The organism is Pseudomonas fluorescens (assembly GCF_902497625.1).
In the GTDB taxonomy this organism is placed as follows: Bacteria; Pseudomonadota; Gammaproteobacteria; order Pseudomonadales; family Pseudomonadaceae; genus Aquipseudomonas; species Aquipseudomonas fluorescens_BQ.
Window position 1 is genome coordinate 14,558 of record NZ_CABVGX010000028.1, and the last position, 20,421, is coordinate 34,978.

A 20,421-nucleotide genomic window follows, 5' to 3' on the forward strand; every position below is an offset into this window, starting at 1 on the left:
CGATGCCTGCTATCCCTCTGGAGCATGGTCTGGCAGTCGCCGGCATCCTGTTCTGCCTCGGCCTGGTCGGCCTGATGGTCCGCCGCAACATTCTTTTCGTGCTGATGAGCCTGGAGATCATGATGAATGCCTCCGCACTGGCCTTCATCGTTGCCGGTAGCCGTTGGGGGCAGCCGGATGGACAGATCATGTTCATCCTGGTGATCAGCCTCGCGGCTGCCGAGGCCAGTATTGGCCTGGCGATTCTGTTGCAGCTGTATCGCCGCTTCCACACTCTCGATATCGACGCTGCCAGCGAGATGCGCGGATGAATCTTCTCTATCTGACTTTCGTATTCCCTCTCATAGGTTTCCTGCTGCTGTCGTTCTCTCGGGGACGCTTCTCGGAAAACCTTGCGGCGCTGATCGGCGTCGGCTCCATCGGCCTGTCTGCCATCGTCACCGCTTACGTGATCTGGCAGTTCAACGTTGCCCCGCCGGAAGGCGGTCATTACACCCAGGTGTTGTGGCAGTGGATGGCGGTGGAAGGCTTCACGCCGAACTTCGCGCTGTACCTGGATGGCCTGTCCGTGACCATGCTGGGTGTAGTGGTGGGTGTCGGCTTCCTGATCCATTTGTTCGCCTCGTGGTACATGCGCGGTGAAGACGGTTACTCGCGCTTCTTCGCCTACACCAACCTGTTTATCGCCAGCATGCTGTTCCTGATCCTCGGCGATAACCTGTTGTTCCTGTACTTCGGCTGGGAAGGCGTGGGCCTGTGCTCGTACCTGTTGATCGGTTTCTACTACAGCAACCGCAACAACGGTAACGCCGCACTCAAAGCCTTCATCGTGACCCGCATCGGCGACGTGTTCATGGCCATCGGCCTGTTCATTCTGTTTGCCCAGCTCGGCACGCTGAACATCCAGGAACTGCTGGTGCTGGCACCGCAGAAATTCCAGGCCGGTGACTTCTGGATGGTTGCGGCCACCCTGATGCTGCTGGGCGGCGCGGTGGGTAAATCGGCGCAACTGCCGCTGCAAACCTGGCTCGCGGATGCGATGGCCGGCCCTACCCCGGTTTCGGCACTGATTCACGCCGCGACCATGGTGACCGCCGGTGTCTACCTAATCGCCCGTACCCACGGCCTGTTTACGCTGGCTCCGGATATCCTGCACCTGGTCGGCATTGTTGGCGGTGTGACCCTGGTGCTGGCCGGTTTTGCCGCACTGGTGCAGACCGACATCAAACGTATCCTCGCCTACTCGACCATGAGCCAGATCGGCTACATGTTCCTGGCGCTGGGCGTAGGTGCCTGGGATGGCGCGATCTTCCACCTGATGACCCACGCCTTCTTCAAGGCGCTGCTGTTCCTGGCCTCCGGTGCGGTGATCGTTGCCTGCCACCACGAGCAGAACATCTTCAAGATGGGCGGTTTGTGGAAGAAACTGCCACTGGCCTACGCCAGCTTCATCGTCGGCGGCGCGGCCCTCGCGGCATTGCCATTGGTCACTGCAGGCTTCTACTCCAAGGACGAAATCCTCTGGGAAGCGTTCGCCAGCGGTAACCACGGTCTGCTGTACGCCGGTCTGGTTGGCGCGTTCATGACCTCGCTGTACACCTTCCGCCTGATCTTCATCGCGTTTCACGGTGAAGCGAAGACTGAAGCCCACGCCGGTCATGGCATCGCTCACTGGCTGCCACTGTCGGTGCTGATCGTGTTGTCTACCGCCATCGGCGCGATGATCGTTCCGCCGCTGCACGGCGTGCTGCCGGAAAGCGTCGGACATGCCGGCGGCGACGCCAAGCACAGCCTGGAAATCGCTTCGGGCGCCATTGCCCTGGCCGGTATCCTGCTGGCCGCGCTGCTGTTCCTCGGCAAGCGTCGTTTTGTCACTGCAATCGCCAACAGCGGCATCGGCCGCTTCCTTTCGGCCTGGTGGTTCGCTGCCTGGGGCTTCGACTGGATCTACGACAAACTGTTCGTCAAGCCATACCTTGCGATCAGCCACGTACTGCGCAAAGACCCGCTCGACCAGACCATCGGTCTGATCCCGCGTATGGCAAAAGGCGGCCACAACGCCCTGAGCCGTACCGAAACCGGTCAACTGCGTTGGTACGCGGCATCGATGGCCGCCGGCTCTGTGCTGGTGATTGGCGCCATTGTGCTGGTAGCGGTGTGAATATGAACCTTGCGAACTTGCGAAAGGAATTGAGCCCGTCATGATTCTGCCTTGGCTAATCCTGATCCCCTTCATCGGCGGCCTGCTGTGCTGGATGGGTGAGCGCTTCGGCGCCACCCTCCCGCGCTGGATTGCGCTGATCACTATGTCCCTGTTGCTCGCGATCGGCCTCTGGCTGTGGGCAACGGGCAACTATTCATTTGCCCCGGCGCCTGGCGCCGATCCGACCTGGGCCCTTGAGTTCAAGCACATCTGGATCGCGCGGTTCGGCATCAGCGTGCACCTGGCGCTCGACGGCCTGTCGCTGTTGATGATCCTGCTGACCGGTCTGCTGGGCATCCTCTCGGTGCTCTGCTCGTGGAAAGAAATTCAACGTCACGTTGGCTTCTTCCACCTGAACCTGATGTGGATCCTGGGCGGCGTTGTCGGCGTGTTCCTCGCCCTCGACCTGTTCATGTTCTTCTTCTTCTGGGAAATGATGCTGGTGCCGATGTATTTCCTCATCGCGCTCTGGGGTCACAGTTCTTCGGACGGCAAGAAAACCCGGATCTACGCAGCGACCAAGTTCTTCATCTTCACCCAGGCGTCCGGCCTGATCATGTTGGTGGCGATCCTCGGTCTGGTGCTGGTCAATTTCAACGACACCGGCGTAATCACGTTCAACTACGCCGACCTGTTGAAAACCAAGATGTCGCTCACCACCGAGTACATCCTGATGCTGGGCTTCTTCATCGCCTTCGCGGTGAAGCTGCCGGTCGTGCCGTTCCACTCGTGGTTGCCTGATGCTCACGCCCAGGCGCCAACAGCAGGTTCGGTCGACCTCGCCGGTATTTTGCTGAAGACGGCGGCCTACGGCCTGCTGCGTTTCGCCTTGCCGCTGTTCCCGAATGCCTCGGCCGAGTTTGCGCCGATCGCCATGACCCTCGGTCTGATCGGGATTTTCTACGGCGCATTCCTGGCGTTCGCACAAACCGACATCAAGCGTCTGATCGCCTTCTCGTCCGTTTCCCACATGGGTTTCGTGCTGATCGGCATTTACTCCGGCAGCCAGCTGGCCTTGCAGGGCGCCGTCATGCAGATGCTCGCGCACGGTGTGTCCGCCGCTGCACTGTTTATCCTCAGTGGTCAGTTGTACGAGCGCACTCATACCCGCGACATGCGTGAAATGGGCGGTTTGTGGTCGAAGATCGCTTACCTGCCGGCCCTCAGCCTGTTCTTCGCAGCCGCTTCGCTGGGCTTGCCTGGCACCGGCAACTTCGTCGGTGAGTTCCTGATCCTGATCGGCAGCTTTGCCGCCGCGCCGTGGATCACCATCATCGCCACGACGGGCCTGGTATTCGGTTCGGTCTACTCGCTGATCATGATCCACCGCGCGTACTTCGGCCCGGCCAAATCGGACGCGGTCATGCACGGTATGGACGGACGCGAAATGATCATGGTGGTCGGGCTGGCGGTGCTGCTGATTTATCTCGGCGTGTACCCGCAACCGTTCCTCGATACCTCTGCTGCGACGATGCATGGCGTGCAGCAATGGCTCGGCACCGCCTTCACTCAACTCGCTTCGGCCCGGTAAGAGCGCTATGGAATTCACGACTCAACACTTTATCGCGCTGGCGCCGCTGTTGATCACCACGATTACGATCATCGTGGTGATGCTGGCGATCGCCTGGCGCCGCAACCACTCGCAGACCTTCCTGATTTCCGTGGCGGGCCTGAACCTGGCGTTGCTGTCGATCCTGCCGGCGCTTAAAGTCGCGCCGCTGGCGGTGACTCCGTTGCTGCAGATCGACACCTTCGCCTGCCTGTACATGGCGCTGATCCTGGTCGCCACCCTCGCCTGTGTGACCCTCGCCCACGCCTACCTCGGCGATGGCGGTTCGGGTTACCCGGGCAACCGTGAAGAACTTTACCTGCTGATCCTGATGTCGGCCCTCGGCGGGCTGGTCCTGGTCAGCGCGCAGCACCTGGCCGGGTTGTTCATCGGTCTGGAACTGCTGTCGGTACCGGTTTACGGTCTGGTGGCTTACGCCTTCTTCAACAAGCGTTCGCTGGAAGCCGGCATCAAATACATGGTGCTGTCGGCTGCAGGTTCCGCGTTCCTGCTGTTCGGTATGGCCCTGCTCTACGCCGACTCCGGCAGCCTGAGCTTCAGCGGTATCGGTCAAGCCCTGGCGAGCACCGGTTTGCCAAGCTCGCTGGCGCAGATGGGCCTGGGCATGATGTTGATCGGGCTGGCGTTCAAGCTGTCGCTGGTGCCGTTCCACCTCTGGACTCCGGACGTCTACGAAGGTGCTCCGGCACCGGTGGCAGCGTTCCTTGCGACCGCGTCCAAGGTGGCCGTGTTTGCGGTGATGGTGCGTCTGTTCCAGATCTCCCCTGCTGCCAGCAGCGGAGTCCTGAGCGACGTGCTGACCGTCATCGCTATCGCGTCGATCCTGTTCGGTAACCTGCTGGCCCTGACGCAAAGCAACCTCAAGCGTCTGCTCGGTTACTCGTCCATCGCTCACTTCGGTTACCTGCTGATCGCCCTGGTGGCGAGCAAGGGTCTGGCCGTGGAAGCCATCGGCGTGTACCTGGTCACCTACGTGATCACCAGCCTCGGCGCATTCGGCGTGATCACGCTGATGTCCTCGCCATACAACGGCCGCGACGCCGATGCCCTGTACGAATACCGCGGCCTGTTCTGGCGCCGGCCGTACCTGACCGCCGTGCTGACCGTGATGATGCTGTCCCTGGCCGGCATCCCGCTGACCGCAGGCTTCATCGGCAAGTTCTACATCATCGCCACCGGCGTCGAGTCGCAGCAATGGTGGCTGGTCGGTTCGCTGGTACTGGGCAGCGCCATCGGCGTCTTCTACTACCTGCGTGTGATGGTCACCCTGTACCTGATCGAGCCGAACCTGCGTCGCCACGATGCACAACTGCACTGGGAACAGAAGGCAGGCGGCGTGATGTTGCTGGCGATTGCTCTGGTTGCGTTCTTCCTCGGCGTCTACCCACAACCGTTGTTGAACCTGGTTCAACAGTCGGGTCTGGCGGGTTGATTGCTTAAGCAATACGCAGCAACAAACAGAAACGGCACCTTAGGGTGCCGTTTTTTTTGGCGACGGCGCAGGCTCGCTCCCACAGGGGGTATTGCGGGGACACACATCACGAGCACTACCGATCTAATGTGGGAGCGAGCCTGCTCGCGAAAGCGGTGGAACAGGTATCAAAAAAAACGGCACCTTACGGTGCCGTTCGCCTTTCACACGCCAACCATTTTACTTACGCGCCGCCTCCCAGGATTTCAGCAGTTCGGCATAGCTCACGGTCTCGCCCTTAGGCTTCTCGTTTTCCAGTTTCGGTTTCGGCGCGCCCGGTTGGTCGAACCAGTATTGCGCGTCGCGCTCAGGGTTCATTTTAGGTGCGCAGGTAGCCTGGGCCTTGGAGCGTTCCAGGCGCGTCATGATTGCGTCCTGATCCTTGGCCAGACCATCAAGCGCTTCCTGGGGAGTTTTCTCGCCGCTGGCGGCTTCGGCAATATGGCTCCACCACAACTGCGCCAGACGCGGATAGTCCGGCACGTTGGTCCCGGTCGGGGTCCATTGCACGCGGGCCGGGCTGCGGTAGAACTCGACCAGGCCACCGAGTTTCGGCGCGAGGTCGGTCATGGCTTGCGAGTTGATGTCGGACTCGCGGATCGGGGTCAGACCGACGATGGTTTTCTTCAGCGAGACAGTTTTCGAGGTCACAAACTGCGCGTACAGCCAGGCCGCGAGTTTCTGTTTTTCCGGCGTCGACTTGAGGAAAGTCCACGAACCGGTGTCCTGATAACCGAGCTTCATGCCCTCTTCCCAGTACGGCCCTTTCGGCGATGGCGCCATCCGCCACTTCGGCGTGCCGTCGGCGTTCATCACCGGCAGGCCCGGTTTGGTCATGTCGGCGGTGAACGCGGTGTACCAGAAGATTTGCTGGGCGATGTTGCCCTGGGACGGCACCGGGCCGGACTCGGAGAACGTCATGCCCGCCGCTTCCGGTGGCGCGTATTTTTTCATCCATTCCACGTACTTGGTGGTCGCGTAAACGGCGGCCGGGCCATTGGTGTCGCCGCCACGGGTCACGCTGGAACCGACCGGATGGCAATCCTCGACGCGAATGCCCCACTCGTCCACTGGCAAACCGTTGGGCAGCCCCTTGTCGCCGCCACCGGCCATGGAGAACCAGGCATCGGTGAAACGCCAGCCCAGTGACGGATCCTTCTTGCCGTAATCCATGTGGCCGTAAACGCGCTTGCCGTCGATTTCCTTGACGTCTTCGCTGAAGAATTTGGCAATGTCTTCATAGGCTGACCAGTTCACAGGTACGCCTAGCTCGTAACCGTATTTTTCCTTGAACTTGGCTTTCAGGTCGGCGCGTTCAAACCAGTCGGCGCGGAACCAGTACAGGTTGGCGAACTGCTGGTCGGGAAGTTGGTAGATCTTGCCGTCCGGCGCGGTGGTGAACGAGATACCAATAAAGTCTTTGAGGTCGAGGGTCGGCGAGGTGAAATTCTTGCCTTCGTTGGCCATCAGATCGGTGATCGATTCGGTTTTGCCATAACGGAAGTGCGTACCGATCAAATCCGAGTCGTTGACCCAGCCGTCGTAGATGTTCTTGTCCGATTGCATCTGGGTCTGCAGCTTTTCCACCACGTCGCCTTCCTGCAACAGATCGTGGGTGAGCTTGATGCCGGTGATTTCGCTGAACGCTTTGGCCAGCACCTTGGATTCGTACTCGTGCGTGGCGATGGTTTCCGATACCACGTTGATCTTCATGCCGCGAAACGGCTCGGCCGCCTTGATAAACCATTTCAGTTCTTCGAGCTGCTGTTCCGCCGTCAGGGTGGACGGCTTGAACTCACTGCCGATCCATTTTTTCGCGGCGTCTTCATAGGCATCGGCCCAAGCCGAAGCGCTCAACCCGCTCATCGCGAATATGGCTGCCAATGAAATGCTATGTCGCAGCTTATTGTTTTTGTCGAACATAGAGACCTCCTGTTTAAGTTTCGGAGCAACGTTGCCGATCGGTGTCGACTAGCCCCAACGCATCACAGCCAACAGCCACACCAGGGATATCGCGAACGCAACCCAGATGCTCCAGTCGGTGGCGCCGATTACCAGCAAATGCAGGTAGGCGCTGCCGAGAAGACCGATAAACAGCCGATCGCCACGGGTGGTGGCAATCGGCAGAAAACCTCGCCGGGGAATGCTCGGCGAACGCAATTCCCAGGTCGTCATACCCGCCAGAATCAGGCCGATGACACCAAAGAAGGCCGCCGTCGGGGCGGTCCAGTTCATCCATTCCATCATCAGTTCCTCATACCCGGCCCAAGGCAAAGCCTTTGGCCACGTGGTTGCGAACAAACCAGATCACCAGCATGCCCGGCAAAATCGTCAACACCCCCGCCGCTGCGAGCACGCCCCAGTCGATGCCGGACGCCGACACCGTGCGGGTCATCACGGCGGCGATGGGTTTAGCGTTCACCGAGGTGAGCGTGCGCGCCAGCAGCAGTTCGACCCAGGAAAACATGAAGCAGAAAAACGCCGTGACACCGATACCGGAACCGATCAGCGGGACGAAAATCTTGACGAAGAACTTGGGGAAACTGTAGCCGTCAATGTAGGCCGTTTCGTCGATTTCTTTCGGCACGCCGGACATGAAGCCTTCGAGAATCCACACCGCCAACGGCACGTTGAAGAGGCAATGGGCCAACGCTACCGCGATGTGCGTATCAAACAGCCCGATCGAGGAATACAGCTGGAAGAACGGCAACAGAAACACCGCCGGTGGCGCCATGCGGTTGGTCAGCAGCCAGAAGAACAGGTGCTTGTCACCCAGAAAACGATAGCGCGAAAATGCGTACGCTGCCGGCAACGCCACGCTGAGCGAGAACACCGTGTTCAGGCTCACGTAATACAGCGAGTTGAGGTAGCCGGTGTACCAGGCCGGGTCAGTGAAGATCACCTTGTAGTTGGCCAAGGTGAAATCCTGCGGAAACAGCGTCAGCCCGCTGAGGATTTCGGTGTTGCTCTTGAACGACATATTCAGCAGCCAGTAAATCGGCACCAGCAGGAACAGGATATAGATCAGCAGCGGTATGACTTTCTTCAGGTTCATGGCGCGGACCTCACCGGTTGGCGTCGGAGTGAGTCATGGCGGTATAGAACAGCCAGGACACCAACAGAATGATCAGGAAATACACCAGCGAAAAAGCCGCCGCCGGGCCGAGATCGAATTGGCCGATGGCCATTTGCGTCAGGGTCTGGCTGAGGAACGTGGTCGCGTTGCCCGGCCCGCCACCGGTGAGCACGAAGGGCTCGGTATAGATCATGAAACTGTCCATGAAGCGCAGCATCACCGCGATCAGCAACACGCTTTTGAGCTTGGGCAACTGGATGTGTCGAAACACTGCCCAGGCCGAGGCCCGATCAATCCGCGCCGCCTGGTAATACACGTCCGGAATCGCCCGCAGTCCGGAGAAACACAACAGCGCCACCAGCGACGTCCAGTGCCACACGTCCATCACCAGCACCGTGACCCAGGCATCCATGGTGTTGGCTGCATAGTTATAGTTGATGCCCAGCGCATTGAGGCTCGAACCCAGCAAGCCAATGTCGGCCCGTCCGAAAATCTGCCAGATGGTGCCAACCACGTTCCACGGAATCAGCAGCGGAATCGCCAGAATGATCAGCACCAGTGAAGACCAGCGGCCCTTGGTCGGCATGGTCAGGGCGATGGCGATGCCCAGCGGGATTTCGATCAGCAGCACGCAGCCGGAATAGATGAACTGCCGCAACAGCGAATCATGCAGGCGCGGGTCCATCAGAACCTGCCGGTACCAATCGGCACCGACGAAGTAACGGCTCGACTGATCGAAGATATCCTGCACCGAATAATTGACCACGGTCATCATCGGGATCACCGCACTGAAGGCCACCAGCAAAAACACCGGCAACACCAGCCACCACGCTTTGTTGTTCTGTACCTTGTTCATGGCTGCGCCTCCAGCAGGTAATCATCGGCATAGACCATCAGCCACTGAGCCGGAAAACTGATGTACGCAATGCCTTCGGGCACGGGTTTGTCTTCGGCAAGACGTACTTTCAGGGGGGCGCCATCGAGGTTCAGGGTCATGATTTTGTAGGTGCCGAGGTCTTCGACATGGACGACTGAGGCCTGCATCGCGTCTTCAAACGGTTCATCCCAGACGTGGACAAATTCCGGGCGGATCCCCACTTTCAGGGTTCTCCACTCCGATTCGGCGATCCGCCGTAGCTGCGCGTCGGACAATGGCAGGTGCGTAGAGGCAAAACCGACGCCGCCGGGCTGCGGCAGTACCTCAATCAGATTCATGCCCGGGCTGCCGATGAAGTAGCCGACGAAAGTGTGGCTCGGTCGCTCGAACAATTGCCGCGGCGTGCCGAACTGGACGATCTGGCCGCCGTACATCACCGCGATCTTGTCGGCGAAGGTCGAAGCCTCCAATTGATCGTGGGTGACGTAGACCATGGTCAGGTTGAATTGCTCGTGAATCTGCTTGAGCTTGCGCCGCAGCTTCCACTTCAGGTGTGGATCAATCACCGTCAGCGGCTCGTCGAAGAGGATCGCCGAGACGTCGTCACGGACCAGCCCACGGCCCATCGAAACTTTCTGTTTTTCGTCGGCGGTGAGGTTGCGCGCCTTTTTGCTCAGCAGCGCCTGGAGGTCGAGCACCTCGGCAATTTCCTGCACCTTGCTATGAATTTTCGCTTCGGCCATGCCCTGGTTACGCAAGGGAAACGCCAGGTTGTCGAACACCGTCATGGTGTCGTAGACCACTGGAAACTGGAACACCTGGGCGATGTTGCGCTTCTCCGGGGTCAGGTCGTTAACCACTTTACCGTCGAACAGCACCTGGCCCTGCGACGGGCTGAGCAGGCCGGAAATGATGTTGAGCAACGTCGACTTGCCGCAGCCCGACGGCCCAAGCAAGGCATAGGCGCCGCCCTGCTCCCAGACGTGATCCATTTCGCGAATCGCGTAATCGTCAGGTCCGGCCGGTGTGCGGGTGTAGCTGTGGGCAAGGTTTTGCAAACGTATTTCAGCCATCAGGCAACCCTCGCGATGCGCCGACCGGGGGCCTGAACCAGCCGTCCTTGCGCATCGAACACGAACAGTTTATGGGTCGGGATGTAGATACGAATGGGCGCATCAACGTCGTATTCGTGAACGCCGGGCAAGTGCAGCACCAGAAGAAAATGTTCATTGCGCACGTGCAGGAAGGTTTCCGAACCGCTGATCTCGGCCACCTCTACGGTCACCGCCAACTCCAGATCGTCGTCGTTGCTCGGCACCAGCGAGATGTGGCTGGGACGCACGCCGAAGCGGAACTCACCTTCGCCGACCGGGCGCAGGTCGACGTTCAGCGGGAAATGCACGAAGTTGGCGAAGCTGACCTCATTGCCGGCAATGCGCCCGGGCATCAGGTTGATCGGCGGCTCGCTGAACAATTCCGCCGCCAGCACGGTTTGCGGCTGGTGATAAACCTCGGACGATTTGCCGCTCTGGATCACCCGGCCCTCGTGCAGAATGGTCGTGGTGCCGCCCAGCGCCAGCGCCTCGTTGGGTTCGGTGGTGGCGTAAATCGCAATGGTGTGGCGCGCCTTGAACAGCTCGCGCATTTCCTGACGCAGTTCTTCGCGCAGCTTGTAATCGAGGTTGACCAGCGGTTCGTCGAACAGGATCAGTTCGGCGTCCTTGACCAGCGCCCGGGCCATGGCCGTGCGCTGTTGCTGACCACCAGACAGTTCGAGGGGATGGCGCTGCAGGAACTTTTCAATGCGCAACATCTTCGCCGTCTCCAGCACTTTGCTCTGGATCAGTTCGTTGGACACGCCGCCCTGGCGCAACGGCGAGGCGATGTTCTCGAACACGGTCATGGTTGGGTAATTGATGAATTGCTGATAGACCATCGACACATTGCGCAGACGCACCGGGCGTTGAGTGATATCGACGCCGTTCATCAGGATGCGACCACCGTCGGGTTTGTCGAGACCGGCCATCAAGCGCATCAGGCTGGTTTTGCCGGACAGCGTACGGCCGAGCAAAACGTTGAACGATCCGGGTTCGAAACTCAGGCAGGCATCGTCGATCCAGGTCTGGCCCTCGACGGTGCGGCTGACGTGCTCCAGGGTGAGTGACATGGCTCGGCCTTTTTATTATTGGGAGTCAAGCAACCGGGATGACAGAGCGACATTCGTGCCAGAAATGGCAAGTCATTGATCTTCATGAAAAATGTTTTCAGGGGAGGGATAAAGGCGTTCGTTGCTGAACAGAAATGAACAGCTGCGCTTGAACAACTGAACACTGCGCCGGTTGACAATGAACAATAGTGAACAACAATGTATGAACGGTTTTGCGACCCAATTACCCGAATTCACCACGCCCCCCGTAGCAGCTTGCGAAGCCTGCGTCCGGCGACGCGGTCGTCGTAACATCAGGCGTCGCGGTGTATCAGGATGACTGCGCATGCCGGATATACGACGACTGCGTCGCCGGACGCAGGCTTCGCCAGCTGCTACAAAGTCCGCGCCGGCCAATGGCGTTAAGCAAAAAACAAACAACGCGTTTGTCCATAACAAAAATAATAATGCCCAGAGATCGATTGCCATGGCCGCACCTGCCCTGCCGCTCTCCCACGACACCATCATCCAGGACTCCTGGTCACGGTGCCGCGCCTTTGGCCTTGATCATCAGAGCGCCCCGGCGTTCGACCAGTTGCCCGCTGCAGACATTGCCCAGTTGCTGGAGAGCCAGCACTCACTGGTGCAGACCACGCACCAGGAAGTCCTGCCCTATTACGAAAACATTCTCAGCAATTCCAATTGCCTGATCATGCTCGCTGACCATCAAGGCCAGGTGCTGACCTCATGGGGCACCCAGCGCTTTATCGCGCCGAGCCTGACTCGCGGTTTCAGCGCTGGTGCCAGCTGGATGGAGCGATGCAGCGGCACCAATGCGATCGGCACGGCGCTGGCCTGTGAGCAAGCAGTGCACATCGAACACGATGAGCATTTTCTCAAGGCCAACCGTTTCATGACCGGTTCCGCCGCGCCGATTTTCGATGCCGACCGTAAGGTCATTGCGGTGCTGGACGTGTCCAGCGACAGCTACCTGCCGCCGTCGCACACGCTCGGCATGGTCAAGATGATGAGCCAGACCGTGGAGAATCGGCTGATTCTGAACCTGTTCCATGGCCAGCATTTTCAATTGACGTTCAACACCGGGCTGAACAACCTCGACAGCCAATGGGCCGGTTTACTGATTTTTGATGAAAGCGGTCAGGTGCTGTCTGCCAACCGCCGTGCGGATAATCTGTTGGGCATCAGCCTGTCGCGGGTCAGCGTCGAGAGTCTGTTCAAAGTCTCGCTGCTGGAACTGCTGAATCAGCCCGAGGGCTTGCCGTTTGCCTTGCAGGCGTCCGGGCGCAACCGTTTTCAGTGCCTGATCAAGCGGCCGAGGCAGGTGCCGATTCAGGCCAGAGTTTTTGCACAACCGGCAGTGCCCGCGCCCGCAGCAATCAGCCTCGATACCCTGCACTTCGGCGACAGTCGCGTTGAAAAAGCCGTGCGCCAGGCCGAACGCTTGCTGGAAAAAGACATTCCCCTGTTGATTCACGGCGAAACCGGGGTCGGCAAGGAAGTCTTCGTCAAAGCGCTCCATCAAGGCAGCTCGCGCGGCAAACAGCCATTCATCGCCGTCAACTGTGCGGCGATCCCCGCCGAACTGGTGGAGTCGGAACTGTTCGGTTATGAGAAAGGCGCGTTCACCGGCGCCAGCCAGAAAGGCAGCATCGGCCTGATCCGCAAGGCTGACAAAGGCACCTTGTTCCTCGACGAAATTGGCGACATGCCGCTGCCGACGCAAGCGCGTTTGTTGCGGGTGTTGCAGGAGCGCTGCGTGCAGCCGGTGGGCAGCAGCGAGTTGTTCCCGGTCGACATCCGTATTATTTCGGCGACCAACCGTGCGTTGCGCGAGCAGGTTCAGTCGGGGCGGTTTCGTGAGGACCTGTATTACCGCATCGGTGGGCTGACGCTGGAATTGCCGCCGCTGCGCGAGCGCAGCGACAAGCAAGCGCTGTTCACGCGCCTGTGGGAACAGCACCGCGAGCCGGCGCAATGGGCCGGGCTCAGTCGAGAGGTGATGGAGTTGTTCAGCCGCCACCCGTGGCCGGGGAATTTGCGTCAGGTCAGCAGCGTGATACAGGTCGCCCTGGCCATGGCCGAAGAACAGCCGGTGCGGCCGGAGCATTTGCCGGATGATTTTTTTGTTGATCTGCAGATGGCGCCGGTGGAATTGCCGGACACCGTGGCCGTGGATTTGAATGATGCGCAGGATTTGAATCGGCAGTTGCAGGCGGCGGGGGGAAATATTTCGCACCTGGCCAGGCGCCTGGGCGTTAGCCGCAATACGCTTTATAAGCGATTGCGCCAGGCTGAATGATTAGTAAGCCGCAGTGTTTCTGCTCGGCTTGAGACCAGCGCGAGCAGGCTCGCTCCCACAGGGAATTTGTGCCTTACACAGAACTCAAACCTATTGAAAATCCAATGTGGGAGCGAGCCTGCTCGCGATGGCCTCGGTCGCGGCGCCACCAGACTTGCAGCTGCTCAAATAACAAAAACCCGCACAAGGCGGGTTTTGTTTGTAGCGACTACAGCAATCAGTCAGCCAGACGCCAGGTCGTGCCACCCTTGCCATCTTCGAGCACCACGCCCATCGCGGTGAGCTGGTCGCGGATGCGGTCGGATTCGGCCCAGTCTTTACCCGCACGAGCGGCCAGACGCGCAGCAATCAGCGCATCAACCTCAGCCGCATCCACGCGCCCTGCGGCACCGGCCTGCAGGAAATCGTCGGCTTCCAGCTGCAACACGCCCAACACGCTGGCCAGCTCTTTCAAGCGCGCTGCCAAACCCGCCGCCGCCTCGAGATCGCTCTCGCGCAGACGATTGATCTCACGCACCATTTCGAACAACACCGCGCAGGCTTCCGGCGTGCCGAAATCGTCGTTCATCACCTGGGTAAAGCGTTCGACAAACGCCTCGCCACCGGCCGGCGTTACGCTCGGCAAACCTTTCAACGCATGGTAGAAACGCTCGAGCGCGCTCTTGGCGTCCTTGAGGTTGTCTTCCGAATAGTTGATCGCGCTGCGGTAATGACTCGACACCAGCAGGTAACGCACGACTTCCGGGTGGTACTTTTCCAGCACGTCGCGGATGGTGAAGAAGTTGTTCAACGACTTGGACATCTTCTCGCCATTGATGCGGATCATGCCGCAATGCATCCAGGCGTTGGCGTAGGTCTGGCCGGTGGCCGCTTCGCTCTGGGCGATTTCGTTTTCGTGGTGCGGGAACTCAAGGTCGCTGCCGCCGCCATGAATATCGAAGGTCTCGCCCAGGCAGCAGGTCGACATCACCGAGCACTCGATGTGCCAGCCAGGACGACCGTCGCCCCACGGCGAAGGCCAGCTAGGCTCGCCCGGCTTGGTGGCTTTCCACAGGACAAAGTCGAGCGGGTCCTGTTTCGACTCGTCGACTTCGATCCGTGCGCCGATGCGCAGGTCTTCGATCTTCTTGCGCGACAACTTGCCGTAGCCCATGAATTTGCCGACGCGGTAGTACACGTCGCCATTGCTCGCGGCGTAGGCATATCCCTTGTCGATCAGGGTCTGGATCATGCTGAGCATGCCCGGAATGTGATCGGTGGCGCGCGGTTCCATGTCCGGCTTCTGGATGTTCAGGCGCGCTTCGTCTTCGTGCATCGCCGCGATCATGCGCTCGGTCAAGGCTTCGAACGACTCGCCGTTCTCGTTGGCCCGATTGATGATCTTGTCGTCGATGTCGGTGATGTTGCGCACATACGTCAGGTTGTAACCGCTGAAGCGCAACCAGCGGGTCACCAGGTCGAACGCGACCATGCTGCGGCCGTGACCCAAGTGGCAGTAGTCGTACACGGTCATCCCGCAGACGTACATGCGCACATTGTTGCCATCCAGCGGCTTGAACACTTCTTTGCTCTTGGTGAGCGTGTTGTAGATCGAAAGCACTTTAGAGGTTCCTTGAATCACTGGCCCCACGAATCACGCAAGGTCACGGTACGGTTGAACACCGGATGACCAGGTTTCGAGTCTTTGATATCGGCGCAGAAGTAGCCTTCGCGCTCGAACTGGAAACGGTCTTCCGGTTGTGCGTCGCCCAGCGAGGGTTCGGCACGACAACCGGTCAGTACCTGCAGCGAGTCAGGGTTGATGTTGTCGAGGAAACTGGCGCTGTCTTCGGCCTTCTCCGGGTTCGGCGAACGGAACAGGCGATCGTACAAGCGCACTTCGCACTCGATGCTGGCCGCCGCCGGCACCCAATGCACCACGCCTTTGACCTTGCGGCCTTCAGGGTTCTTGCCGAGGGTTTCCGGGTCGTACGAGCAACGCAGCTCGACGATATTGCCATCGGCGTCCTTGATCGCTTCGTCGGCGCGGATCACGTAGCTGCCACGCAGGCGCACTTCGCCGTTCGGCTCCAGGCGCTTGTAGCCCTTCGGCGGCTCTTCCATGAAGTCATCGCGGTCGATGTAGATTTCACGCGCGAACGGCAGCTTGCGTACGCCGAGTTCTTCCTTCTGCGGATGACGCGGCAGTTCGAGGTTGTCGACCTGATCTTCCGGGTAATTGGTGATCACGACTTTCAATGGACGCAGCACGCACATCGCGCGCGGCGCGTTCGCATCGAGGTCCTGACGGATGCTGAACTCGAGCATGCCGTAGTCGACCACGCCGTCGGAACGGTTGGTGCCGACCATCTCGCAGAAGTTGCGAATCGACGCCGGGGTGTAGCCACGGCGGCGGAAGCCGGACAGCGTGGACATGCGCGGGTCATCCCAGCCATGCACGTGCTTTTCATCGACCAGTTGCTTGAGCTTGCGCTTGCTGGTGATGGTGTAGTTCAGGTTCAGGCGGCTGAACTCGTACTGACGTGGGTGTGCCGGTACTGGTAGAGCGTCCAGGAACCAGTCGTACAGCGGGCGATGGCTTTCGAACTCGAGGGTGCAGATCGAGTGGGTGATGCCTTCGATGGCGTCCGACTGACCGTGGGTGAAGTCGTAGTTCGGGTAGATGCACCACTTGTCACCGGTCTGGTGGTGATGCGCGTGACGGATGCGGTACATGATCGGGTCGCGCAGGTTCATGTTCGGCGAGGCCATGTCGATCTTCGCCCGCAGCACGCGTGCGCCGTCCGGGAATTCGCCAGCGCGCATGCGGGCGAACCAGTCGAGGTTTTCTTCGACGGAGCGATCGCGGAACGGGCTGTTCTTGCCCGGCTCGGTCAGAGTGCCGCGGTATTCCTTGGCTTGTTCCGGGCTCAAGTCATCGACGTAGGCCTTGCCGGCCTTGATCAGCTCGACGGCCCATTCGTGCAACTGGTCGAAATACTGCGAGGCGTAGCGCACTTCGCCGGACCACTCGAAGCCCAGCCATTTGACGTCGCTTTCGATCGCGTCGATGTATTCCTGGTCTTCCTTGGCCGGGTTGGTGTCGTCGAAACGCAGGTGGGTGACGCCGCCGAATTCCTGGGCCAGGCCGAAGTTCACACAGATCGACTTGGCGTGACCGATATGCAGGTAGCCGTTGGGCTCAGGCGGGAAACGGGTGACGATCTGCGTGTGCTTACCCGAGTCCAGGTCCGCCTGGATGATCGGGCGCAGGAAATTGACCGGCACGGCAGGGCCGGTCTTGGCATTCGAGGTAGGGTCGACAGTGGGCTTGCTCATAGGATCCTTGAACGTACAAGTGCGCGGCCGGAAGACAGCCAGACAAAACAAAGCCGCTATCATAGCCGATGCCGTCAAGGCGCTGACAGAGCAGGCCCGAAAACGGCTGCATTTAATCGGCGGCAAATGAAAAACAGCCTCGAAATTCGCGCCCGGCACGCTAAACTGCGCACCTTGGCCGACACTGGCCGGACCGGTGGCGGGCCCCGTTGCCCCGAAACCCACGAATTCCTTGAAAGAGTAGCCAACATGACCCAAGTCAAACTGACCACCAACCACGGCGACATCGTCCTTGAACTGAACGCTGAAAAGGCACCGCTGACCGTTGCCAACTTCATCGAGTACGTGAAAGCCGGGCACTACGAAAACACCGTTTTCCACCGCGTTATCGGTAATTTCATGATCCAGGGCGGCGGTTTCGAGCCAGGCATGAAAGAAAAGAAAGACAAGCGCCCAAGCATCCAGAACGAAGCCGACAACGGCTTGCCGAACGAGAAGTACACTGTCGCCATGGCTCGCACCATGGAGCCGCATTCGGCGTCCGCGCAGTTCTTCATCAACGTGGCTGACAACAGCTTCCTGAACCACAGCGCCAAGACCACTCAGGGTTGGGGCTACGCGGTATTCGCCAAAGTGGTTTCCGGCACTGACGTCGTCGACAAGATCAAAGGCGTGGCCACCACTTCCAAGGCCGGCCACCAGGACGTACCTGCAGACGACGTGATCATCGAGAAAGCCGAGATCATTGAGTGATACTGCTGATTTCAGATTTGCATCTGGAAGAGGAGCGCCCGGACATCACCCGGGCGTTTCTGGATTTGCTCGCCGGGCGTGCCCGCTCGGCGAGTGCGTTGTACATTCTCGGCGACTTTTTCGAGGCGTGGATTGGCGACGATGCCATGACGCCCTTTCAGCGTTCCATCTGCCAGGCCCTGCGCGAACTCAGCGACAGCGGCACGGCGATTTTCCTGATGCACGGCAATCGCGACTTCATGCTCGGCCAGGCCTTTTGCAGACAGGCCGGTTGTACGCTACTGAAGGACCCGAGTGTCGTGCAGTTCGCAGGCGAGTCGGTGCTGTTGATGCACGGCGACAGCCTGTGCACCCGCGACGAGGCTTACATGAAGCTGCGTCGCTATCTGCGCAATCCCGTCACCCTGTTCATTCTGCGCCATCTGCCGCTGGGCACCCGGCATAAACTGGCGCGCAAGTTGCGCAGTGAAAGCCGTACGCAAACGCGGATGAAAGCCAATGACATCGTCGATGTCACACCGGAAGAAGTGCCGCGAGTGATGCAGGAACATGGCGTGAAGACGCTGATCCACGGGCATACCCATCGACCGGCGATTCACAAGCTGCAGATTGGCGAACAGGCGGCTCGCCGGATTGTGTTGGGCGATTGGGATCGTCAGGGCTGGGCGTTGCAGGTGGACGAAAACGGATTCGCCCTGGCGCCTTTCGACTTCGCGCCGCCAGCGCAGTTGGCAGCACCTTCCACCTGAGGGGGCTCGTCCCTGCACGCCGCCGCGGTTTAAATGACGAACACAAATCCCCTTGTGGGAGCGAGCCTGCTCGCGAAGGCGCAGTCATATTCAACCTCTCATTGACTGATCCACCGTATTCGCGAGCAGGCTCGCTCCCACCGGGACTTGTGCTGGGTTTAATGCCCTGCCGATGCAGGCCCCGCCTTCGCCGCAAACGGCGGTTTCGCCAGCCACACGATCACGATCAACCCCATGAACGCCCAGCCGAGCAATGTGAAGTAGTCGATGGTCGACAGCATGTACGCCTGACTGGTCAGCACATGATCGAGCTGCGCATACGCTGGATTGCTTGGGCCGCCCAGCGCATTCAGCGCCTCGCGGGTTGCCGGTTCGTAAGTGCTGATGCTTTCGCTCATGTACGCATGGTGCTGGTCCGCCCGGCGAATCCAGATCCACGTGGTTAGCGACGCTGCGAAACTCCCGCCCAACGTCCGCAGAAACGTCGCCAACCCGGCGCCATCGGCGATCTGGCTCGGTGGCAGGTCCGACATCAGAATGCTCAGGGTCGGCATGAAGAACAGCGCCACGCCAATCCCCATGAATAACTGCACCAGCGCGATGTGCTGAAAGTCCACTTCGTTGGTGAAACCGGCGCGCATGAAGCAGCTCAAGCCAATCGCCAGAAATGCCAGCCCGGCCAGCAAACGCAGGTCGAATTTGTGCGCGTACTTGCCCACGAACGGCGACATCAGGACCGGCAGAATCCCGATCGGCGCCACGGCCAGACCGGCCCAGGTGGCGGTATAGCCCATCTGCGTCTGCAACCATTGCGGCAAAATCAGGTTGATGCCGAAGAAACCGGCATAGCCCAACACCAGCACAATCGTGCCGATCCGGAAGTTACGATGGGCGAACAGCCGCAGGTTGACCACCGGATGCTGGTCGGTCATCTCCCAGATCACGAACACCGCCAGCGCAATCACCGAAATCGCCGCGCCCATGATGATGAAATTGGACTCGAACCAGTCCAGGTCGTTGCCTTTGTCGAGGATCACCTGAAGCGCGCCGACTCCGATGATCAGGGTGATCAGACCGACGTAATCCATCGGCTGATAACTGGTCACCACCGGGCGAGCCTTGAGTTGCTGGCGCACCACCATCACCGCGAAAATCCCGATCGGCACGTTGATGAAGAAAATCCACGGCCAACTGTAGCTGTCGGTAATCCAGCCACCGAGAATCGGCCCGGCAATCGGCGCCACGACCGTAACCATCGCCAGCAACGCCAGGGCCATGCCGCGCCTGGCCGGTGGATAGACGGCGATGAGCAGCGTCTGGGTCATCGGGTACAGTGGGCCGGCCACCAGCCCTTGCAGGACACGAAAGCCGATCAACTCCGGCATCGAGGTGGAAATCCCGCACAGAAACGAGGCCAGTACAAACAGAATGGTCGCCCACAGAAACAGCTTCACTTCACCGAAGCGGCGACTGAGCCAACCGGTCAGCGGCAGCGCGATCGCATTACTCACGGCGAAAGACGTGATGACCCAGGTGCCCTGCTCCGAGCTCACGCCGAGGTTGCCGGAAATGGTCGGCAGCGCCACGTTGGCAATGGTGGTGTCGAGCACCTGCATGAACGTCGCAAGCGACAGCCCGATTGTGCTTAGCAGCAGGCTGGGCGGCGTGAAAGACGCTTTATTGCTCATCGCGAATCCTTTGAAACTGAACGGGCGCTAAAAACGCAGCAAACCCTGTGGGAGCGAGCTCATGAGGTGAGCAATCCTTTGTGTGGCTTTGTGGTGAGGCGCTTCTGTGGTGATGCGGCTTTGTGATGAGAGGCTCCTGCGGTGATAGGGCTTTGTGATGAGAGGCTTTTGTGGTGATGGGGCTTTTTGATAAGAGGCTCCTGTGGTGATAGGGCTTTGTGATGAGGGGCTCCTGTGGTGATGGGGCTTT

General features: G+C 59.7%; 17 protein-coding genes. 7 read left to right on the forward strand and 10 right to left on the reverse strand.

Annotation, left to right across the window (positions count from 1 at the left end; genetic code table 11):
* Positions 1 to 2: 2 nt before the first annotated feature.
* The 4 genes from nuoK to nuoN are packed head-to-tail and all read left to right on the forward strand — an operon-like array spanning position 3 to position 5,205.
* Entirely contained in the window at positions 3 to 311 is a 309-nt protein-coding gene (nuoK, locus tag F8N12_RS17475) for an NADH-quinone oxidoreductase subunit NuoK (RefSeq protein ID WP_010458852.1), read from the forward strand.
* On the forward strand, positions 308 to 2,161 hold the full coding sequence (gene nuoL, locus F8N12_RS17480; RefSeq protein WP_150581574.1) for an NADH-quinone oxidoreductase subunit L: 1,854 nt from the start codon (positions 308 to 310) through the stop codon (positions 2,159 to 2,161). The genes nuoK and nuoL overlap by 4 nt, the downstream gene beginning before the upstream one ends.
* 40 nt (positions 2,162 to 2,201) lie before the next feature.
* Positions 2,202 to 3,734 (forward strand): NADH-quinone oxidoreductase subunit M, encoded by a 1,533-nt coding sequence (nuoM, locus tag F8N12_RS17485; RefSeq protein WP_150581575.1) that lies wholly within the window; start codon positions 2,202 to 2,204, stop codon positions 3,732 to 3,734.
* A 7-nt stretch (positions 3,735 to 3,741) separates the two neighbouring features.
* Positions 3,742 to 5,205, forward strand: coding sequence for an NADH-quinone oxidoreductase subunit NuoN (nuoN, locus tag F8N12_RS17490; protein ID WP_150581576.1), 1,464 nt, complete (start codon positions 3,742 to 3,744; stop codon positions 5,203 to 5,205).
* 219 nt (positions 5,206 to 5,424) lie between these two features.
* Here nuoN and F8N12_RS17495 read toward each other — a convergent pair whose 3' ends face one another.
* From F8N12_RS17495 to F8N12_RS17525, 7 genes are all read right to left on the reverse strand, one after another.
* A complete protein-coding gene (locus tag F8N12_RS17495) occupies positions 5,425 to 7,167 on the reverse strand; it encodes an ABC transporter substrate-binding protein (RefSeq protein ID WP_150581577.1) in 1,743 nt (580 codons plus the stop codon).
* A 48-nt stretch (positions 7,168 to 7,215) separates the two neighbouring features.
* Positions 7,216 to 7,488, reverse strand: a complete 273-nt coding sequence (locus F8N12_RS17500; protein WP_150581578.1) for a DUF2160 domain-containing protein — start codon at positions 7,486 to 7,488, stop codon at positions 7,216 to 7,218.
* A 10-nt stretch (positions 7,489 to 7,498) separates the two neighbouring features.
* Complete coding sequence (locus F8N12_RS17505) at positions 7,499 to 8,299, reverse strand: carbohydrate ABC transporter permease (RefSeq protein WP_150581579.1); 801 nt, start codon at positions 8,297 to 8,299, stop codon at positions 7,499 to 7,501.
* Positions 8,300 to 8,309: 10 nt separating this feature from the next.
* Entirely contained in the window at positions 8,310 to 9,176 is an 867-nt protein-coding gene (locus F8N12_RS17510; protein WP_150581580.1) for a carbohydrate ABC transporter permease, read from the reverse strand.
* Positions 9,173 to 10,270, reverse strand: coding sequence for an ABC transporter ATP-binding protein (locus tag F8N12_RS17515; protein ID WP_150581581.1), 1,098 nt, complete (start codon positions 10,268 to 10,270; stop codon positions 9,173 to 9,175). The genes F8N12_RS17510 and F8N12_RS17515 overlap by 4 nt, the downstream gene beginning before the upstream one ends.
* Positions 10,270 to 11,364: an ABC transporter ATP-binding protein gene (locus F8N12_RS17520; RefSeq protein WP_150581582.1), complete on the reverse strand. Its 1,095-nt coding sequence runs from the start codon at positions 11,362 to 11,364 to the stop codon at positions 10,270 to 10,272. Before F8N12_RS17520 ends, F8N12_RS17515 begins: the two co-directional genes overlap by 1 nt.
* Before the next feature lie 72 nt (positions 11,365 to 11,436).
* Positions 11,437 to 11,832, reverse strand: coding sequence for a hypothetical protein (locus tag F8N12_RS17525; RefSeq protein ID WP_150581583.1), 396 nt, complete (start codon positions 11,830 to 11,832; stop codon positions 11,437 to 11,439).
* Between F8N12_RS17525 and F8N12_RS17530 the strand changes: the two genes are divergently transcribed.
* A complete protein-coding gene (locus F8N12_RS17530) occupies positions 11,831 to 13,663 on the forward strand; it encodes a sigma-54-dependent Fis family transcriptional regulator (protein ID WP_150581584.1) in 1,833 nt (610 codons plus the stop codon). The genes F8N12_RS17525 and F8N12_RS17530 overlap by 2 nt on opposite strands.
* A gap of 217 nt (positions 13,664 to 13,880) precedes the next feature.
* Here F8N12_RS17530 and cysS read toward each other — a convergent pair whose 3' ends face one another.
* Both cysS and F8N12_RS17540 read right to left on the reverse strand, forming a co-directional pair.
* The gene (gene cysS / locus F8N12_RS17535; protein ID WP_150581585.1) at positions 13,881 to 15,263 is read right to left on the reverse strand and encodes a cysteine--tRNA ligase; all 1,383 of its coding nucleotides are present in this window, start codon (positions 15,261 to 15,263) and stop codon (positions 13,881 to 13,883) included.
* Between the two features lie 17 nt (positions 15,264 to 15,280).
* Positions 15,281 to 16,981, reverse strand: a complete 1,701-nt coding sequence (locus F8N12_RS17540; RefSeq protein ID WP_150581586.1) for a glutamine--tRNA ligase/YqeY domain fusion protein — start codon at positions 16,979 to 16,981, stop codon at positions 15,281 to 15,283.
* Between the two features lie 249 nt (positions 16,982 to 17,230).
* Here F8N12_RS17540 and F8N12_RS17545 point away from each other — a divergent pair, with 249 nt between their 5' ends.
* Both F8N12_RS17545 and lpxH read left to right on the forward strand, forming a co-directional pair.
* Positions 17,231 to 17,734: a peptidylprolyl isomerase gene (locus F8N12_RS17545; protein ID WP_150581587.1), complete on the forward strand. Its 504-nt coding sequence runs from the start codon at positions 17,231 to 17,233 to the stop codon at positions 17,732 to 17,734.
* Complete coding sequence (gene lpxH / locus F8N12_RS17550) at positions 17,731 to 18,483, forward strand: UDP-2,3-diacylglucosamine diphosphatase (RefSeq protein ID WP_150581588.1); 753 nt, start codon at positions 17,731 to 17,733, stop codon at positions 18,481 to 18,483. The genes F8N12_RS17545 and lpxH overlap by 4 nt, the downstream gene beginning before the upstream one ends.
* Positions 18,484 to 18,641: 158 nt before the next feature.
* Here lpxH and F8N12_RS17555 read toward each other — a convergent pair whose 3' ends face one another.
* Complete coding sequence (locus F8N12_RS17555) at positions 18,642 to 20,171, reverse strand: DHA2 family efflux MFS transporter permease subunit (protein ID WP_150581589.1); 1,530 nt, start codon at positions 20,169 to 20,171, stop codon at positions 18,642 to 18,644.
* Between the last annotated feature and the right edge of the window lie 250 nt (positions 20,172 to 20,421).

Bases quoted from the DNA above. Each gene is read 5' to 3' on its own strand.
- F8N12_RS17515 (WP_150581581.1), bottom strand. From the start codon at position 10,270: ATGGCTGAAATACGTTTGCAAAACCTTGCCCACAGCTACACCCGCACA.
- F8N12_RS17505 (WP_150581579.1), bottom strand. From the start codon at position 8,299: ATGAACCTGAAGAAAGTCATACCGCTGCTGATCTATATCCTGTTCCTG.
- F8N12_RS17520 (WP_150581582.1), bottom strand. From the start codon at position 11,364: ATGTCACTCACCCTGGAGCACGTCAGCCGCACCGTCGAGGGCCAGACC.
- F8N12_RS17500 (WP_150581578.1), bottom strand. From the start codon at position 7,488: ATGGAATGGATGAACTGGACCGCCCCGACGGCGGCCTTCTTTGGTGTC.
- nuoN (WP_150581576.1), top strand. From the start codon at position 3,742: ATGGAATTCACGACTCAACACTTTATCGCGCTGGCGCCGCTGTTGATC.
- F8N12_RS17525 (WP_150581583.1), bottom strand. From the start codon at position 11,832: ATGGCAATCGATCTCTGGGCATTATTATTTTTGTTATGGACAAACGCG.
- nuoL (WP_150581574.1), top strand. From the start codon at position 308: ATGAATCTTCTCTATCTGACTTTCGTATTCCCTCTCATAGGTTTCCTG.
- F8N12_RS17530 (WP_150581584.1), top strand. From the start codon at position 11,831: ATGGCCGCACCTGCCCTGCCGCTCTCCCACGACACCATCATCCAGGAC.
- nuoK (WP_010458852.1), top strand. From the start codon at position 3: ATGCCTGCTATCCCTCTGGAGCATGGTCTGGCAGTCGCCGGCATCCTG.
- F8N12_RS17495 (WP_150581577.1), bottom strand. From the start codon at position 7,167: ATGTTCGACAAAAACAATAAGCTGCGACATAGCATTTCATTGGCAGCC.
- F8N12_RS17540 (WP_150581586.1), bottom strand. From the start codon at position 16,981: ATGAGCAAGCCCACTGTCGACCCTACCTCGAATGCCAAGACCGGCCCT.
- F8N12_RS17510 (WP_150581580.1), bottom strand. From the start codon at position 9,176: ATGAACAAGGTACAGAACAACAAAGCGTGGTGGCTGGTGTTGCCGGTG.
- nuoM (WP_150581575.1), top strand. From the start codon at position 2,202: ATGATTCTGCCTTGGCTAATCCTGATCCCCTTCATCGGCGGCCTGCTG.
- F8N12_RS17545 (WP_150581587.1), top strand. From the start codon at position 17,231: ATGACCCAAGTCAAACTGACCACCAACCACGGCGACATCGTCCTTGAA.
- F8N12_RS17555 (WP_150581589.1), bottom strand. From the start codon at position 20,171: ATGAGCAATAAAGCGTCTTTCACGCCGCCCAGCCTGCTGCTAAGCACA.